General features: G+C 63.7%; 16 protein-coding genes. 5 read left to right on the top strand and 11 right to left on the bottom strand.

Annotated features, from left to right (window positions below):
• The first annotated feature begins 38 nt into the window (after positions 1-38).
• The gene (locus JYG34_RS06470; RefSeq protein WP_213659952.1) at positions 39-617 is read left to right on the top strand and encodes a hypothetical protein; all 579 of its coding nucleotides are present in this window, start codon (positions 39-41) and stop codon (positions 615-617) included.
• Between the two features lie 20 nt (positions 618-637).
• Here the strand turns inward: JYG34_RS06470 and JYG34_RS06465 are convergent, their stop codons facing one another.
• The 6 genes from JYG34_RS06465 to JYG34_RS06440 form a co-directional block, all read right to left on the bottom strand.
• On the bottom strand, positions 638-3,205 hold the full coding sequence (locus tag JYG34_RS06465; RefSeq protein ID WP_213659951.1) for a dermonecrotic toxin domain-containing protein: 2,568 nt from the start codon (positions 3,203-3,205) through the stop codon (positions 638-640).
• Between the two features lie 111 nt (positions 3,206-3,316).
• Positions 3,317-3,853: a C40 family peptidase gene (locus JYG34_RS06460; protein WP_213659950.1), complete on the bottom strand. Its 537-nt coding sequence runs from the start codon at positions 3,851-3,853 to the stop codon at positions 3,317-3,319.
• A gap of 146 nt (positions 3,854-3,999) precedes the next feature.
• The gene (locus tag JYG34_RS06455) at positions 4,000-4,635 is read right to left on the bottom strand and encodes a C40 family peptidase (RefSeq protein ID WP_213659949.1); all 636 of its coding nucleotides are present in this window, start codon (positions 4,633-4,635) and stop codon (positions 4,000-4,002) included.
• Between the two features lie 126 nt (positions 4,636-4,761).
• A complete protein-coding gene (gene hda, locus JYG34_RS06450) occupies positions 4,762-5,466 on the bottom strand; it encodes a DnaA regulatory inactivator Hda (protein ID WP_133331767.1) in 705 nt (234 codons plus the stop codon).
• A 219-nt stretch (positions 5,467-5,685) separates the two neighbouring features.
• Positions 5,686-6,759 carry an AI-2E family transporter gene (locus tag JYG34_RS06445; protein ID WP_213659948.1) on the bottom strand — a complete coding sequence of 358 codons (1,074 nt, stop codon included), beginning with the start codon at positions 6,757-6,759 and terminating at the stop codon, positions 5,686-5,688.
• Positions 6,760-6,771: 12 nt separating this feature from the next.
• The gene (locus JYG34_RS06440) at positions 6,772-7,824 is read right to left on the bottom strand and encodes a DUF2066 domain-containing protein (RefSeq protein WP_213659947.1); all 1,053 of its coding nucleotides are present in this window, start codon (positions 7,822-7,824) and stop codon (positions 6,772-6,774) included.
• 344 nt (positions 7,825-8,168) lie between these two features.
• Here JYG34_RS06440 and purM point away from each other — a divergent pair, with 344 nt between their 5' ends.
• The 4 genes from purM to JYG34_RS06420 all read left to right on the top strand — a co-directional run bounded on the left by purM (position 8,169) and on the right by JYG34_RS06420 (position 11,040).
• Positions 8,169-9,227: a phosphoribosylformylglycinamidine cyclo-ligase gene (purM, locus tag JYG34_RS06435; protein WP_213659946.1), complete on the top strand. Its 1,059-nt coding sequence runs from the start codon at positions 8,169-8,171 to the stop codon at positions 9,225-9,227.
• Positions 9,227-9,880 carry a phosphoribosylglycinamide formyltransferase gene (gene purN / locus JYG34_RS06430; protein WP_213659945.1) on the top strand — a complete coding sequence of 218 codons (654 nt, stop codon included), beginning with the start codon at positions 9,227-9,229 and terminating at the stop codon, positions 9,878-9,880. The genes purM and purN overlap by 1 nt, the downstream gene beginning before the upstream one ends.
• Before the next feature lie 8 nt (positions 9,881-9,888).
• Positions 9,889-10,599, top strand: a complete 711-nt coding sequence (locus JYG34_RS06425) for a DUF3108 domain-containing protein (RefSeq protein ID WP_213659944.1) — start codon at positions 9,889-9,891, stop codon at positions 10,597-10,599.
• Positions 10,600-10,857: 258 nt separating this feature from the next.
• On the top strand, positions 10,858-11,040 hold the full coding sequence (locus JYG34_RS06420; RefSeq protein WP_213659943.1) for a hypothetical protein: 183 nt from the start codon (positions 10,858-10,860) through the stop codon (positions 11,038-11,040).
• 46 nt (positions 11,041-11,086) lie between these two features.
• Here the strand turns inward: JYG34_RS06420 and JYG34_RS06415 are convergent, their stop codons facing one another.
• The 5 genes from JYG34_RS06415 to cysM form a co-directional block, all read right to left on the bottom strand.
• The gene (locus JYG34_RS06415; protein WP_213659942.1) at positions 11,087-11,626 is read right to left on the bottom strand and encodes a DUF2058 domain-containing protein; all 540 of its coding nucleotides are present in this window, start codon (positions 11,624-11,626) and stop codon (positions 11,087-11,089) included.
• Positions 11,627-11,652: 26 nt separating this feature from the next.
• Positions 11,653-12,486 (bottom strand): nucleoside triphosphate pyrophosphohydrolase, encoded by an 834-nt coding sequence (mazG, locus tag JYG34_RS06410; protein ID WP_213659941.1) that lies wholly within the window; start codon positions 12,484-12,486, stop codon positions 11,653-11,655.
• A 107-nt stretch (positions 12,487-12,593) separates the two neighbouring features.
• Positions 12,594-14,834, bottom strand: coding sequence for a GTP diphosphokinase (relA, locus tag JYG34_RS06405; protein WP_213659940.1), 2,241 nt, complete (start codon positions 14,832-14,834; stop codon positions 12,594-12,596).
• A 99-nt stretch (positions 14,835-14,933) separates the two neighbouring features.
• Positions 14,934-16,292, bottom strand: coding sequence for a 23S rRNA (uracil(1939)-C(5))-methyltransferase RlmD (rlmD, locus tag JYG34_RS06400; protein WP_213659939.1), 1,359 nt, complete (start codon positions 16,290-16,292; stop codon positions 14,934-14,936).
• On the bottom strand, positions 16,292-17,191 hold the full coding sequence (cysM, locus tag JYG34_RS06395) for a cysteine synthase CysM (protein WP_011532655.1): 900 nt from the start codon (positions 17,189-17,191) through the stop codon (positions 16,292-16,294). The genes rlmD and cysM overlap by 1 nt, the downstream gene beginning before the upstream one ends.
• Positions 17,192-17,288: the final 97 nt, after the last annotated feature.

The following is a 17,288-nucleotide window of genomic DNA, read 5'->3' as shown; positions in this document are numbered from 1 at the left end:
TCGGCTGACCTCGATCACAATGACAAGGAGAGCGCAGCATGCAAGGCCTGATCATCAACAACCCGAGCCTGGAGTTCCTGCGCCCGGCCCTCGAACGCTGGGTCGACTGCATCGACCGCTTCAACCAGATCCAGGGCGACAACGAAGCGCCCTACTGGCATGGCGCGGCCGCCAACGTCGGCGTGCTTGCGGCGGCCGCCTGGCAAGGTGAGCTGGTAGCACTGGAACAATACACGAGCAAGAAACAGCGCGACGAGGGTGAACGCGAGGGGCGCTGCGACCTGTCGATCAGCAGCGCCGAGGCGACCGTACACCTGCATGCCAGCCAACGCTGGCCGCGCATCGCCCGCCTGGATCTGGCGGCGGCCTTGCAGGAGACCGCCACACAGGCCAAGCCGATTGCCTACGCCAGCCAGCTCAAGGCTGGCGCCTTGTTCGTCACGCCGTGGAAGGCAGGCCAGCACGCCAGCCCCGAGGAACTGCAGGACCTGGTCGACGACCTGCAGAAGCACACGGCCTGCGCGCTGGCCTGGTACTTCCCCTACGCCTACCGCAAGCTGCATAACGAATTGGGGCAGTATTTCCCCGGTGTGGCACTACTGCTCAAACAGGCCTGAGGACACACCGCCACGAGTGGCTACGCCTCAGCATCGGCCAATGCCGGCGGGAAAAACCGATCCACCACCGCCTGGTTCCTGAAGCGCCCGCGGTAGGCTTCCAGGTTGAACGGCTGGCCGGTCCGCAGGTCATGCACGATCGCCGTGCCGGGCTCGGCCACCCGAACCAGCTGTACATGAATGAAGCGATAGCCCTCCCCGTATACCTGCTGCAGCCCCTCTATCCGGAAGTAATGCCCCGGCAAGAACAGGGTTTCAGCTTCCATCGGGTAAACCGAGAATGGGCTGATCGGTGTACCGCCTTGATAACGCTGCGCGGGCAACTCGAAGATCACCGAACTATCATCGAATGTGCGCATCGCGCCACCTTCCTCTTCGCCACTGCCGGTCGACGCGAACTCGCTGGCCTTGTAGGGGTTCTCGGTGAAGGAACTCAGGTCGGTATTGACCAGGATATCGCCCACTTGCAAGCGGCCACTGCGGTAACCCGCGCCCCCCGTGCCCCGCTCGGCGTTACCACCACGATACAGCGTGACGGCATTGTTCTTGGGCAACGCCTCCAAGGTGTCGGCAAGACGGCTGATATAGTCATCCATGTCCGGATGCGCATAGGTGCCATAGCGAAACACATCGTTGACCTTGGAGGCATGGTGGGTGTAATCCTCGATCAACGCATTGGAAAACTGCCGCCCCTCGCGATAGGAGTACACAGGCTTGCCTGCGACCAGCACACACGGCAGGCCAAGGCTATCCAGGTCATACACCTGGCCGGGCGGAATCTCGACAACGCCCGCACTGATCAGCACATCCTTCTGCCGCACGATAGCCTTGGTCGACAGCCTGGCGCTCTCCTGCTGGTCTATCCGGCAATAGGTATCCCAAAGCTCCGCGCGCAGGCTGGGCAGCTCCGCTGGTGCCGGAGGGGCACCAGCCAGCAGCCGCGGTGGCTCCAGCAGTTCCCATTGGCCCTCGTCACTCAGGCGCACGGGGTGCAGCGCCGTAAAGGCGAAGGGGCTATCCGGCGGCACTATCAGCCAGACAGACAACTCATGGCTATAGCGCACCCGATAGATCAAGCCGTTCAGGGTGATCCAGCAACTGCCATCATTCCCTACGCGCACGCCACGCAAACGACCACTTTGCACCAGCTCGCTGGCCACCAGCGTGTTGGCCTCCAGACCTTCGACCGGCAAAGTGGCACTGCGCACCTCATGCCACAGCCCCAGTGACGCCCTGAACTCGTGGGGCGGTGCTTCGTAAGCCAGCAAGGCGAAGCTTGAGGTGAAACTGATATCGACCATGTTCAAGGCCGTATACAGGCTGTCGAGCATGGCGTCCCGTAGCGCACTGTGACGAGCCTGCGCGTCCACGGCATCGGCTGCGGCGTCCACATCCAGTCCCACCTTGCCAACGCCGGCCCCCAACAGTGTCAGGCTCATGGGCCAGCCTAAGGGAGCGAAACCACCGAACACCTTGAGGAATGCCGACAGGTAACCCCGCCACATCGCCTTGCGCAGGTCGGCATTGCTCTGAATGACCTCGGCAGTCTGCTGCATCTCGATCGAAACCTGATCGACCAGCACCTCGAACAACGTCTTGCCCGGCTCACGCTTGAACAGCGAAAGCGCCACCACGGCCATCTCGTCGGAACGACTGTCGGCAACGCCTTGCAGGTGTACCTTGATCAGTCGCCTGCCGGTGTCATCTCGCGGATTGGCGTGCGCCCCTTCGACAAATGCCTGCAGCGCCTGGGCCGATTGCAGGTGCTGACGCAGCCAGCGCGCCATGCTCAGTTCGGAATCGAACCCACGCACAGCCTCATCCGACCACGGCATATACAATACGACGCGACCATCTGCAGCCGTCAGCCGGTACAAGCTGCCACGGTCGGCTTCGCCAAAGACATAGCGGCTGACGGTCAACGGCGAGCGGGTCGCGTCCTGCTGCAACAACGCCAGGGTCGGCAGTACCCCCGTCGTCAGGCCATCCGCCGCCACCGCTCGCAGGCGCAGCCAGTCGAGCTGGCTGATCAGACCGCTGTCCAGGGCCTTGGCGGCTTGCCCAAGCAGGCTGACCTTGGCGACAACCCGGAAATGCAGACCATACTCCGACCAGAAACGCTCGATCGCAGCCCGGTAGACCTCAGCGAAATCCAGCGCCCACAGGTCCTTTTGAACCTCGCGGCCCAACAAGCGCACTTCATTGCGCTCATCGAACTGGCCAACCCGAGCGCCCTGCCGGTAGAAGCCTCCGATCTGATCCAGTTGGTCAGGTGCATCCTGAAACTGCACATCGAAGCGCTGGATCACCAACTCGACCAGCCGCATCGACTTGGCCGGTGCCCCGGAATGCTTCCAGCCATTGAAGGTAAGCGTGCTGCTGCTCCCCCTGTCGAATTGATGCCACCAGACAAAGCGCGGGTCCATCGCCTTGCCGGTGTGCTTGACCAGAAGGCGAGCCGCCTCCCGGTACGCCAATAGGTAGGGGTCGGGGTACTCGCGGATGATCTCCTCCACCAGGGCCGCCAGCGGCCGCCCGGCGTCCAGTGCGGCGAGGCTGCGCTCGACCCGTTCCTTGATGGTGCTCATGAACCGCTCCAGGGATGTCGTTATGGGACAGACATCCTGATCGGCAAAGCGCAGGGAGTAGCGGTAGAAGAATAGTGCGGGGCGGTCCCGATCAAGGGCACGCCCACCTGGTCAAGGGTTCTGCGCCAAGTGGCCAGGCGGCAGCACGCGCTTGGCCTGCAGGTAGGCGCGGGACCAGTAATTGCTGGACAGGTAGTCCAGGCGCACGGTGCCGCCGGTGGACGGCGCATGCACGAAGCGGCCCTCGCCCACGTAGATTCCGGCATGGCTGACCTGCGAACCACCACCGGTGGCGAAGAACACCAGGTCGCCTGACTGCAGGGCGTTGATATCCACGTTCGGCGCACGCATCACGATCATGTCGCGGGTGGTGCGCGGTAGGCTGATGCCGGCGGCATCACGGTAGACGTAGCCGATCAGGCCGCTGCAATCGAAGCCGGAGTCCGGCGTGTTGCCACCCCAACGGTAGGGCGTGCCCACCAAGCCGATGGCGCGGAACAGCACATCGTCCGCGGCTGGCGAGGAGGCCGGCTGCTGACTGAACGATACCTGGGGCTTGGACGTCGGCGCAGGCGCCGGGGCGCGGCTCGAACAGGCGGCGAGCAGTGCCGCGAGGGAAAGGAGTGCGAAGCGCGCCAACATCGCCATGATGGTAACGTCCTGTCGAAGACCGTCCGGCCGCAGCCGAAGCCAAAAGAGTTGAGAAATTAGATTAGACGCTTTCTGTAAATGCGCACGGCGGCGAGCTTTTTCAGCTACGCCGCCGTGCGAGAGTACAGCATTTTGATATCAAATCAATTGCGCGAGATCGTGGTCGGCGCCATGGCGAGCGCGCGTTTGGCCTCGATGAAGGTTTTGCTCCAGTAGCGATCGCCCAGGCTGTCGATACGCACGCCACCGCTGCGGCGGCTGCTGGAGTGGATGAACTGGTTGTCACCCAGGTAGATGCCGGCGTGGCTCACGCGGCCACGGCCGTTGGTGCTGAAGAACAGCAGGTCGCCAGGCTTGAGCTTGTTGCGTGCAACCTTGGGGGCGTCGACGTTGATCATCTCGCGGGTCGAGCGCGGCAGGTTCATGCCCGCTTCCTCGCGGAAGAGATAGCCGATGAAACCGCTGCAATCGAAGCCCGACTGCTCCGAGGTGCCGCCAAAGCGGTAGCGGGTGCCGATCAACGACATGCCGCGCTCGAGAATGCTGTCGGCCAGCACAGGCAGCTGGTAGGGCTTGCCATTGCTGGAGAATGCGTCCATGTCTTCTTCGGTGGCCAGTTCTTCCTCACCGAATACGGAAGAAGCGGAGGCCTTCGAATTGATCGACTGGGCGGCGATGTGGTGTTGATCCTGCTGCTGCGAGACCGGGCCTTGGGAGGCGCAACCGAACAACAGGGTCACAAGTGCAAGTGGCACGAGGGGTGCGAAGCGCTTCAGCATGGGCACGACCGTGTCTGTAATCCTTTAGAAGGGGGAAACTATGCCTTCTATCGGGACCATTTGCAAATTTTATCGAAAAACATGTGACTTTTCTGTTTCGAGGCTGCAAGCCCCGGCTTGAAGGGCTTACCAGCCCAGGGTTTCCTTGAGGAACGGGATGGTCAGCTTGCGCTGGGCCTGCAGCGAAGCCTGGTCGAGGCGCTCGAGCAAGTCGAACAGGGCGCTCATGCTGCGCGTGCCGCGGGTCAGGATGAAGTGGCCGACCTCATCGGTCAGGTGCAGGCCGCGGCGCGAAGCGCGCAACTGCAAGGCGCGCAGCTTGTCTTCGTCTGACATGCCGCGCATCTGGAAAATCAACGCGAGGGTAAGCCGGGACTTGAGGTCCGCCAGCTTGATCGGCAGTTCGCGGGGCGAGCTGGACGCGGCCAGCAGCAGGCGTCGACCGCTGTCACGCAGGCGGTTGAACAGGTGGAACATGGCCTCTTCCCAGTCCGCCTTGCCTGCGATCACATGCAGGTCGTCAATGCACACCAGTTCGTACTGCTCGAGATGGTCGAGCAACTCGACGCCACGGTCGAGCAATTGCGCGAGCGGCAGATAGACAGCGGGCTCGCCCAACTGCTGGAAACGGTGGGTGGCGGCCTGCAGCAGGTGGGTGCGACCAACGCCCTGCTTGCCCCATAGATAGATGAGGCTCTCGGTCCAGCCGGCGTCGGCTTCGCACAACCGCTCGACGTAGCCCAATGCCGCGGCATTGGCGCCCGGGTAGTAGTTGATGAAGGTGGCGTCATCGCGCAGACGCACACCCAGGGGCAACTGGATCGGTTTCATGCTCGCGGGCGGTCGCGGGGACCGCAGGGGGCCTTTGGTGAACAGTGTGCAAAGTCTATACCCGCAACGCGGGCGGCACAATCGGAGAGGGGAATAGCATATGTAAAATCAATAAGTTGCATGGCTTTTCACCATATCGAGGCTGCCCAGCAGCCCATCGCCGGCAAGCCGGCCCCTACAGGAGATCCAGGCAGGGGCCGGCTTGCCGGCGAACAATCGCTATAGGTCCGGGTCAATCTCCCCGGCATACATGTCCGACTCTTTGTACAGGTCGTGCACATGCCGCAGCAGCACCATGATCACCGCCGCCACCGGCAAGGCCAGCAACACGCCAGTGAAGCCGAACAGCTCGCCACCGGCCAGGATGGCGAAGATCACCGCCACCGGGTGCAGGCCGATGCGGTCCCCCACCAGCAGCGGCGTCAGCACCATCCCCTCGAGCGCCTGCCCGACCATGAACACCGCGACGATACCCAGCATCGGGTACAGCTCGCCACCGAACTGGAACAATCCGGCCACCAGCGCCGCGCCGATGCCGATGATGAAACCCATGTAAGGCACGATCGCCGCCAGCCCTGCCAGCATGCCGATCAGCAGGCCAAGTTCCAGGCCCACCAGCATCAGGCCGGTGGAATAGATGACGCCCAGGGCGAGCATCACCAGCAGTTGGCCACGCACGAACGCCCCGAGCACCTCATGGCACTCCCCTGCCAGCCCCACCACCTGCGACTCGCGCTGGCGCGGCAACAGGCTGCGCAGCTTGGCCATCATCAGGTCCCAGTCACGCAACAGGTAGAAGCCCACCACCGGGATCAGCACCAGGTTGGCCAGCCAACCGATCAGCGCCAGGCTGGAGGCGGTGGCCTGGGACAGCAGCACACCGACGATATCGGTGGTCTGGCCCATGTGTTCGCCGATGGCGGCCTTGATCTTGTCGAATTTCCAGAAGCCGTCGGCCAGGCCCAGCCGGCTCTGCACCCAGGGCAAGGCCACGTGCTGCAGCCAGTCGAGCATCTGTGGCGCCAGTTCGTACAGGCGCAGCAGCTGCTTGGCCAGCATGGGGATCAGCACCAGCAGCAGGGCCAGGAAGATCAGGGTGAACAGGCTGAACACCACCACCACGCCCCAGGTTCGCGACAGCCCTGCCCGCTCCAGGCGGTCGACCAGTGGATCTGCCAGGTAGGCGAGAAGAATGCCCACCAGGAACGGTGAAAGAATGTTGTGCAGCAAATACAGCAACACGGCGACCAGCAGGGCAGCGCCCAGCCAGATCCAGCGACGCAGTTCGATCATGCAGGTTACTCCTTACCAGCGAAAACGCAGGCCGTCGAACGGCCTGGGTGGCGTGGGCAACGCCACGCCAGGCTCAGCCTGAGACGCCGCCGGCGGCGTTGCAGGCACCTGATCGGCAGGCAGTTCCTGCAACCTGGCCAGGCTCAACTGAGCGCGCAATTGATCACGATTGCCGGTGACGGCGTAGGTCAAGGTCGCGCCCTCGATCATCTGCAGCCGCGGACCATAGGGCTCGAGCACACGGGCAAGCTCGGCGTAGCGTTGCAGGTTCATGCCTTGCACCTGGATCTGCAGGTCACTGCTGGCACCCGGGCGGGTGACGTAACGCGGCGCCAGTCGATTGCTCACCGCCAGCATCAATGCGTCCGCCAGGGCTGCCTGGTCGGCGCCTTCAGCGCTGCCCTGCTCGCGCTGGTCGCCCAGCCACAGTTGCCATTTACCCTGCCACTTGCCTTCGGCCTCGTGGGCATGCACCGCCAGCAGGGCATTGGCGCCATAGCGCTCGGATGCTTCGCGCAAGGGCGCCGGGTCGCTGCCCTCAAGCTGCTTGGCGTTGGCAACCAACTGCTCCTGCAGATCGGCCAACGGCAGGCGCAGTGGCAGGCCACGGTGCTGCGCGGCGCGGCGCAGGGGCTCGGCGCTGCTCTGGCCATCACCGATAAGGTTGCTGCCCTCGACGTTGTCGTTCAGCCACCAGACCAGAATCGATGGCCGGTTGTTGCCCCACAAGGCCAGGCCCGCCTGGCGCAAGGCGCGCTCGGTACTGCCCGGATCGAACTCGACCAGCACCGACTCGGGCGGCCCGGCCTCGGTGCCGACCTGGTTGATGATCTGCTGCGGATCCTTGCGCAAGGCAGCCAGTGCAGGATTCTGCGGTGCCTTGGGGTCGCCGGTCAGGCGCAGCACCAGCGTGTCCAGGGCTTTGCTGGTGGCCTGGGCGCGCGCCTCGCCGCCCTGCCCTTCGAGCGGTTCACGCACCTGGTAAAGGCCGGAAACGGTATCGGCTTGCGCCGCGGCAGCGACGAAAGCCAGGCAACCCGCAGCGAAGTAGTTGAGAAGACGCATTGAGGATTCCTGTCCAGATAACCATGGGGCGACACGCGCCAGTCGCACGACTGTGACCGCGTCGGGCCGGAAAATGCTTCACGAACCCGGCCATTGGCGCCCGTCGCCATGGGTATACCTTATACAGGCATAGGCGCGGCAACCAGTCGCACACTTTGAAACACTGATTCCGCCGACATTTTCCGGCCAGTCCGTCGGCCTGAGGATGGCCGCTGAGGGGCAACCCTGATAAAATCGCGCGCCTTCGCAGACCAGTGACGAACAGGCAGCCGCCGCACCTTGCAGCCGGCCTTGGCCGTCCCGGTCGTTTTCCACGAATCCCTCCCTCTTAAAGGCCTGGATCAATGAGCAAGCAACCCTCCCTGAGCTACAAGGACGCCGGTGTAGACATCGACGCCGGCGAAGCACTGGTCGAACGCATCAAGGGCGTCGCCAAGCGCACCGCACGCCCTGAAGTCATGGGTGGCCTGGGCGGCTTCGGCGCCCTCTGCGAGATCCCGGCCGGCTACAAACAGCCGGTGCTGGTCTCCGGCACCGACGGCGTCGGCACCAAACTGCGCCTGGCATTAAACCTGAACAAGCACGACAGCATCGGCCAGGACCTGGTCGCCATGTGCGTCAACGACCTGGTGGTGTGCGGCGCAGAGCCGCTGTTCTTCCTCGACTACTACGCCACCGGCAAGCTCAACGTCGACGTGGCCGCCACCGTGGTCACCGGTATCGGCGCCGGTTGCGAACTGGCCGGCTGCTCGCTGGTCGGTGGTGAAACCGCTGAAATGCCAGGCATGTACGAAGGCGAGGATTACGACCTGGCCGGCTTCTGCGTCGGCGTGGTGGAAAAGGCCGACATCATCGACGGCTCGAAAGTGGTCACCGGCGACGCCCTGATCGCCCTGCCATCCTCCGGCCCGCACTCCAACGGCTACTCGTTGATCCGCAAGATCCTCGAAGTCTCCGGCACCGACATCGACAACACCCAGCTCAATGGCAAGCCGCTGGCCGACCTGCTGATGGCCCCGACCCGCATCTACGTCAAGCCGCTGCTGCAACTGATCAAGCAGACCGGCGCGGTGAAGGCCATGGCCCACATCACCGGTGGCGGCCTGCTGGACAACATCCCGCGCGTGCTCCCGAAAAACGCCCAGGCCGTGGTCGACGTGGCCAGCTGGCAGCGCCCGGTGGTGTTCGACTTCCTGCAGGAAAAAGGCAACGTCGACGAGCATGAAATGCACCGCGTGCTGAACTGCGGCGTGGGCATGGTCATCTGCGTGGCCCAGGACCAGGTCGAAAACGCCCTGAACGTGCTGCGCGCCGAAGGCGAGCAGCCTTGGGTGATCGGCCGTATCGACGTGGCCGCCGAAGGCGCCGCCCAGGTCGAGCTGCACAACCTCAAGGCACACTGATGCCGGGCAAGACCTGTAACGTGGTGGTGTTGCTGTCGGGTTCCGGCAGCAACCTGCAGGCGCTGATCGACAGTACCAGCGCCAGTGACAGCCCGGCGTGCATCCGCGCGGTGATCTCCAACCGCGCCGATGCCTACGGCCTCGAGCGCTCGAAGGCTGCCGGCATCGACACGGCCGTGCTCGAACACACCGGCTTCGACGGCCGCGAGGCCTTCGACACGGCGCTGATGGCGCTGATCGACGGCTTCGCCCCCGACCTGGTGGTGCTGGCCGGCTTCATGCGCATTCTCAGCGGCGGTTTCGTGCGTCACTATCACGGCCGCCTGCTCAACATACATCCGTCATTGCTGCCGTTGTACAAAGGCCTGCACACCCACCAGCGCGCGCTGGAGGCTGGCGACCGGGAACACGGCTGCAGCGTGCACTTCGTCACCGAGGAACTCGATGGCGGGCCTCTGGTCGTACAGGCTGTGGTTCCGGTGGTTGCGGGCGACACGCCGCAGACGCTGGCCCAGCGGGTACATGTGCAGGAACACCTGATCTACCCGCTGGCGGTGCGCTGGTTCGCCGAAGGACGCTTGCGTCTGGGCGAACAGGGTGCATTACTGGATGGCCAGCCGCTGGCGGCCAGCGGTCACTTGATTCGAAATTAGGAGAACTTATGCGTCGCGCCCTGCTCTTGGCTCTCGCCGTGCTTGCCCTGCCGCTCCAGGCAGCTGACCTGAAGCCGTTCGCGGCCAGCTACACCGCCGACTGGAAGCAACTGCCCATGAGCGGTACCGCCGAACGCAGCCTGGTCAAGAACGCCAACGGTACATGGGACCTGAACTTCAAGGCCTCCATGATGATTGCCAGCCTGACCGAGCAAAGCACGCTGAAGCTCGACAACGACACCCTGCTGCCGCAGAAGTATCACTTCGAGCGCGGTGGCCTGGGCAAGGCGAAGAAAGTCGACCTGAGCTTTGACTGGACCGGCAAGAAAGTCACCGGCAGCGACCGCGGCGATGCCATCAGCCTGCCGCTCAACCGTGGCGTGCTGGACAAGTCGTCGTATCAACTGGCCCTGCAGCACGATGTAGCAGCGGGCAAGAAGAGCATGACCTATCAGGTGGTCGACGGTGACGAGATCGACACCTATGACTTCCGCGTCCTGGGCAGCGAAAAAGTCGCCACCAAGGCTGGCCAGGTCGAGGCGATCAAGGTCGAGCGCGTGCGCGACCCGAGCCAGAGCAAGCGCATCACCGAGCTGTGGTTCGCCAAGGACTGGGACTACCTGCTGGTGCAACTGCGCCAGGTCGAGACCGATGGCAAGGAGTACGTGATCGTGCTGCAGGATGGCACGGTCGATGGCAAGGCGGTCAAGGGCAACTGATACCGCCGCCGGCAATACCCGAAGCCCCGCCTTGTGCGGGGTTTCTTTTTTCAGGCCAACGCCACCGCCTGTAGGAGCGGCTTCAGCCGCGATCACCCGCAAAGCGGGTGCCACCCACCGCAGCGCCTGCATCGCGGCTGAAGCCGCTCCTACATGAAACTTGTTTCATCGCCGTTTTATTTACTTAGCCTGCTAACAAATTCTATAAAGAAGGCCTGCGACAGAGTGCCGCAGCCAACCAAGCAGTGGAGTTTGACGATGACAGTCCAAGTAACCGAACGCGACGAATCGAAAATGTCCCACGAAGGCCAGGCCGCTGGCCTGCGGATCTGGGACGTGCATCAGCAAGGCCAACTGGTCGGGATGTTCCACAACGAACAACAGGCTCACCAGTACCGTATGGAGCTCGAGCACCTCGAGAACCAACGCCCTTCGCCATGATCCCGTCTTGAAATGAAAAACCCCGCCAAGGCGGGGTTTTTCGTGCTTACCACATCAGATCGTCAGGGATCTTGTAGGCGGCGTACGGATCATCTTCGTCCGCTTCCTCAACGTGGGTGTTGAGCAGCAGGATGCGGTTAGGGTCGCGCTCCTGGATCTTCACCGCCGCCTCGCGCGGAATCACCTCGTAGCCGCCGCCATGGGCGACGATCGCCAGCGCGCCATTGCTCAGCTTGCTGCGCATCAGGGCGTTGACGGCGATGCGCTTGACCTTCTTGTCATCGACGAAGTTGTAGTAGTCCTCGGTGGTCAGCTTGGGCAGGCGGGTCGCTTCGATCAATTGCTTGATCTGCGCGGCACGGGCCTTCTGCTCGGCCTTTTCCTGGACCTGGCGGTTCAATTCCTGATCCTTTTTAGCTTTCTCGGCCATGGCTTCCTTGGCCAAGCGCTGCTGGCTGTCGTCCACCTCGACCTGGCCTTTGTGCTCCAGGCGTTTCTGTTTCTTCTCAGCCTTGTTGGTCTGAGAAACCTGTTTCTGGTTGACCAGACCGGCTTTGAGCAATTGGTCGCGAAGGGAAAGGCTCATCGGTGTTCACTCACTTATGCATCAGCTCAGCCGCAGCTGGGCAGGTTCTTTTCCTGACGCTTGGCCTCGCCCCAGAGGGCGTCCAGCTCGTCGAGGGTACGATCTTGGATGGACAGGCCCTGCTCGCGCAATGCCTGTTCGATAAAACGCAAACGCCGCTCGAACTTGCGATTGGCTCGACGCAGGGCGTTTTCCGGGTCGTGCTTGAGGTGCCGGGCGAGGTTGACGGTGGCGAACAGCAGGTCGCCCAGCTCGTCCTCCAGCGCGTCGCTGTCGCCATCGGCCATGGCTTGCAAGACTTCATCAAGTTCTTCACGCACCTTGTCCAGCACCGGCAGCGCCTCGGGCCAGTCGAAACCGACCGTGGCCGCGCGCTTCTGCAACTTGGCGGCGCGAGACAGGGCCGGCAGCGCGGCGGGAACATCATCGAGCAGCGACAACTGCTCGGGTTCGCTCTTCTCGGCGCGCTCCTCGGCCTTGATTTCTTCCCAGCGCGACTTGACCTGGGCCTCGCTCAGCGCGGGGGTGTCCAGGGGCGCGTAGAGATCGCCCGTGGGGAAGACATGGGGGTGGCGGCGGATCAGCTTGCGGGTGATCGCATCGACCACGCCGGTGAACTCGAAACGCCCCTCTTCCCGGGCCAGCTGGCTGTAGTAGACCACCTGAAACAGCAAGTCGCCCAGCTCACCCTGCAAATGCTCGAAATCGCCGCGTTCGATGGTGTCGGCAACTTCGTAGGCTTCTTCGATAGTGTGCTGGACGATGCTGGCGTAGTCCTGCTTCAAGTCCCATGGGCAGCCGTGCTGCGGGTCGCGCAGGCGGGCCATGAGGTGCAGCAGGTCTTCAAGGGTGTAGGTCATTGTTGGGCAGGTCCTTCGGCAGAGGCCTCTTCGCGGGTAAACCCGCTCCTACAAATACCGCGCAATCCTGTAGGAGCGGGTTTACCCGCGAAGAGGCCACCTCGGTATCAAGGGGTGCGGTTACGCCGTGTCTCGATGATGTTCGGCAACTGCGAGATCCGCCCCAGCAAACGCCCAAGGGCATCCAGACCGGGGATCTCGATGGTCAGGGACATCAGCGCAGTGTTGTCTTCCTTGTTCGAGCGGGTGTTGACCGCCAGCACGTTGATCTTCTCGTTGAGCAGCACCTGCGACACGTCGCGCAGCAGCCCCGGGCGATCGTAGGCACGGATGACGATATCCACCGGATACGTTTGCACCGGGATCGGTCCCCAGCTGACCTGGATCATCCGCTCCGGCTCCTTGCCCGCCAGTTGCAGCACCGAGGCGCAGTCCTGGCGGTGAATGCTCACGCCACGGCCTTGGGTGATATAACCGACGATGGCGTCGCCCGGCAGCGGCTGGCAGCAGCCGGCCATCTGCGTGAGAAGATTGCCGACACCCTGGATCTGGATATCACTGCGCTTGCCGGCGCGGATGCCCCGGGCCTGGCGCGGAATCAGCTCGACCGGCTCGATGCGCTCGGGCTCGAGCAACTGCTGGGCGGCATTGACCATGTGCGCCAGACGCAGGTCGCCCGCGCCCAGGGCGGCGAACATGTCCTCGGCGGTCTTGACGTTGGCCTTCTCCGCCAGGCGCTCGAAGTCCACCTGGGGCAGGCCCAGGCGGCTCAGCTCGCGCTCGATCAGGGTCTTGCCGGCGGCGACGTTCTGGTCGCGGGCCTGCAACTTGAACCAGTGAACGATCTTGGCTCGCGCCCGCGAGGTGGTGACATAACCGAGGTTGGAGTTCAGCCAGTCGCGGCTCGGGCTGCCGTGCTTGCTGGTGATGATCTCCACCTGCTCGCCAGTTTGCAGGCTGTAGTTGAGCGGCACGATGCGCCCGTTGATCTTGGCGCCACGGCAGTTGTGGCCGATCTCGGTGTGCACGCGGTAGGCGAAGTCCAGCGGCGTGGCGCCTTTGGGCAGGTCGATGGCATGGCCGTCCGGGGTGAACACATAGACCCGGTCCGGTTCGATATCGACCCGCAATTGTTCAGCCAAGCCGCCAATATCGCCCAACTCTTCATGCCACTCGAGCACCTGGCGCAACCAGGAGATTTTCTCCTCGTAGTGGTTGGAGCTGGGCTTGACGTCGGTGCCCTTGTAACGCCAGTGGGCGCAGACGCCCAGCTCGGCTTCCTCGTGCATCGAGTGGGTGCGAATCTGCACCTCCAGCACCTTGCCCTCGGGGCCGATCACTGCGGTGTGCAGCGAGCGGTAGCCGTTCTCCTTGGGGTTGGCGATGTAGTCGTCGAATTCCTTGGGGATGTGCCGCCAGAGGGTGTGCACGATGCCCAGCGCGGTGTAACAGTCGCGCACCTCCGGTACCAGCACGCGCACCGCGCGCACGTCGTAGATCTGGCTGAATTCCAGGCCCTTGCGCTGCATCTTGCGCCAGATCGAATAGATGTGTTTCGCCCGGCCGCTGATGTCGGCATTGACGCCGGTGGCCAGCAGCTCGTTCTGCAATTGGTTCATCACATCGCTGATGAAGCGCTCGCGGTCCAGCCGCCGTTCGTGCAGCAGCTTGGCGATCTGCTTGTACTGGTCGGGCTCGAGGTAGCGGAACGACAGGTCCTCGAGTTCCCACTTGATATGGCCGATACCCAATCGGTGTGCCAGCGGCGCATAGATATCGAAGACTTCGCGAGCCACGCGCAGGCGCTTCTCGTCATCGGCGGCCTTCACCGCACGAATGGCGCAGGTGCGTTCGGCGAGCTTGATCAGCGCAACGCGCACGTCGTCCACCATCGCCACCAGCATCTTGCGCAGGTTCTCGACCTGCGCCTGGGAGCCCAGCACCAGTGACTGGCGCGGGCTGAGGCTGGCACTGATGGCGGCCATGCGCAGCACGCCGTCGATCAGCTTGGAGACAACTGGCCCGAAACGCTGGCCGACTTCGGCGAGGGTCACCTTGCCTTCGCGCACCGAGCGGTAGATGACCGCGGCCACCAGCGAGTCCTGGTCGAGCTTGAGGTCCGCGAGGATCTCGGCGATCTCCAGGCCCGCCTGGAAACTGGACGTCCCGTCCGCCCAGGAATGCTTGGCCGGGTTGCCCTTTTTCTCGACCTCATGGGCGAATTCGCAGGCGCCCTTCAGTGCCGCGCGATCGAGCTGCGAATCGACGCTCACCACATGATCGAGCCATGCTTCGAGATTGATACTGCCGTCGTTGTTGACCGGCTGGTGCACTCTCACCTGTACCATCTTTGCTTTACCTTCCCATACAGCGCACCACGCAGGTGCGCTGGCTTTCACCTGTGCCGCCTCCACTCCCTGGACGCGGCACCAAGAGGGCCAGCCTGGCTAGCCCGCCTCGAATAACGCCATGGCCTCGACATGCGCCGTCTGAGGAAACATGTCGAGAATCCCGGCCCTTTTTAACCGGTACCCCTGCCCGACCAGCACCTGCGTGTCTCGCGCCAGCGTGGCCGGGTTGCACGATACATAGACCAGCCGCTTCGCGCCGAGCCGGGCGATGCCTTGCACCACCTCGTAGGCCCCGTCGCGCGGTGGATCCAAGAGTACCGCAGAAAAGCCTTCGGCGACCCATCCGGCACCCGCCAAAGGCTGCGATAAATCGGCCTGAAAAAAACGTGCGTTATGCACATTGTTGCCGTGGGCATTGGCTTCGGCACGCTCGACCATCGCCTGCACGCCTTCCACCGCCACCACTTCGCGTGCCTGCCGGGCCAGCGGCAGGGCGAAGTTGCCCAGACCGCAGAACAGGTCCAGAACCCGCTCGTGGGCCTGTGGCGCCAGCCAGGCCAGGGCTTGCTGGATCATCAAGGTGTTGACCTGGGCATTGACCTGGACGAAGTCGCCCGGCCGCCAGGCCAGCTCCATCCCCCAGGGCTCCAGGGCAAAACCCAGTGTCTGCGCGGCATCCACCGGCGCCGGCTCGCCTTCACCCTGCAACCACAACTGGGCACCAGCTTCCCGACAGAATGCCTCGAGGCGAGCCAGGTCTTCAGCAGGTAATGCTGCCACGTGCCGGACCAGTACCGCTTCAGCAGTGCCGCTGAACAACTCCACATGCCCCAGTGCCTGCGGCTTGCTCAAGCTGCGCAGCACGGTCGGCAGGTGGCGCATGATTGCCTGCAAGGGTTGTACCAGTACCGGGCAGTCGTCTATGGCGACGATGTCCTGGCTGGCTTCGGCACGAAAACCCACGTCAAGCCGACGTTGTTTCACATCCCAGCGCACCGCCACCCGCGCCCGCCGCCGGTAACCGAACTCCGGCCCACACAGCGGCGCGGCCCATTCGTCCGGCTGCACGCCGGCAACGCGCTGCAGCTGTTCGGCGAGCAGACGCTGCTTGAGCGCCAGTTGGCCGTCATGGGGCAGGTGCTGGAGGTTGCAGCCACCGCAGCGCGCGTAGTGCCGGCACGGCGCTTCGCGCCGCTCGGGGCTGGCCTGGAACACCCGCTCCAGGCGCGCTTCGACCACCTTGCCACGGGCACCCAGCACCCGCGCCTCGACCTCTTCGCCGCCCAGCGCGCCGCTGACGAACCAGGTGCGCCCCTCGATGAAGGCGATGCCGCGACCATCACCGGCCACGCGCTCGATCAGCAGGCGCTGCTTCTTGCCTACCGGAATTTGTGTGGCGCGGTTACCACCGGCCGGCTGGAAACGCAGGCCGCCGTTGCTTTTCTTTCTGGACATCAGGTCGGGTCGAACAGGCCGGTGGACAGGTAGCGATCGCCGCGGTCGCAGATGATGGCGACCATCACCGCGTTCTCGACTTCACGGGACAGGCGCAGCATCGCCGCCACCGCACCGCCGGACGACACGCCGCAGAAGATGCCCTCTTCACGGGCCAGGCGGCGAGTGGTTTCCTCGGCTTCCTGCTGGGACATGTCCATCACGCGGTCGACACGCGCCGCGTCGAAGATCTTCGGCAGGTATTCATGGGGCCAGCGGCGGATACCCGGGATCGCCGAGCCTTCCATGGGTTGCAGGCCGACGATCTGCACCGCCGGATTCTGCTCTTTCAAGTACTGCGAGCACCCCATGATGGTACCGGTGGTGCCCATGGAGCTGACGAAGTGGGTGATGGTGCCCTGGGTCTGCTGCCAGATTTCCGGGCCGGTGCTGTTGTAGTGGGCGATCGGGTTGTCGCCGTTGGCGAACTGATCGAGCACCAGGCCGCGGCCTTCGGCCTGCATTTTTTCAGCCAGGTCGCGTGCGCCCTCCATGCCCTCTTCCTTCGTGACCAGGATCAGCTCGGCACCGTAGGCGGTCATGGCCGCCTTGCGTTCGGCGGTGGAGTTGTCGGGCATGATCAGGATCATCTGGTAGCCCTTGATCGCCGCCGCCATCGCCAGGGCAATGCCAGTGTTGCCGGAGGTGGCTTCGATCAGTGTGTCGCCAGGCTTGATCTGCCCGCGCAGTTCGGCGCGGGTGATCATCGACAGCGCCGGGCGGTCCTTGACGGAGCCGGCCGGGTTGTTGCCTTCGAGCTTGAGCAGCAAGGTGTTGCTGGTGGCCCCGGCCATGCGCTGCAGGCGAACCAGAGGCGTGTGGCCGACGCAGTCGGCGATGGTTGGGTACTGCAGGGTCATGGGCGTTTTCGCAATCCGGACGGCAGGGGTGACTATCATACCGGCAAACCCTGCGTGGCCATATCACGCAATTGTTGGAGGATATAGCGAGAGGCTA

Source organism: Pseudomonas entomophila, assembly GCF_018417595.1.
GTDB classification, from domain to species: domain Bacteria; phylum Pseudomonadota; class Gammaproteobacteria; order Pseudomonadales; family Pseudomonadaceae; genus Aquipseudomonas; species Aquipseudomonas entomophila_C.
Note: the sequence above shows the minus strand (reverse complement) of the source record. Positions and strands in the feature narration are given on the sequence as shown.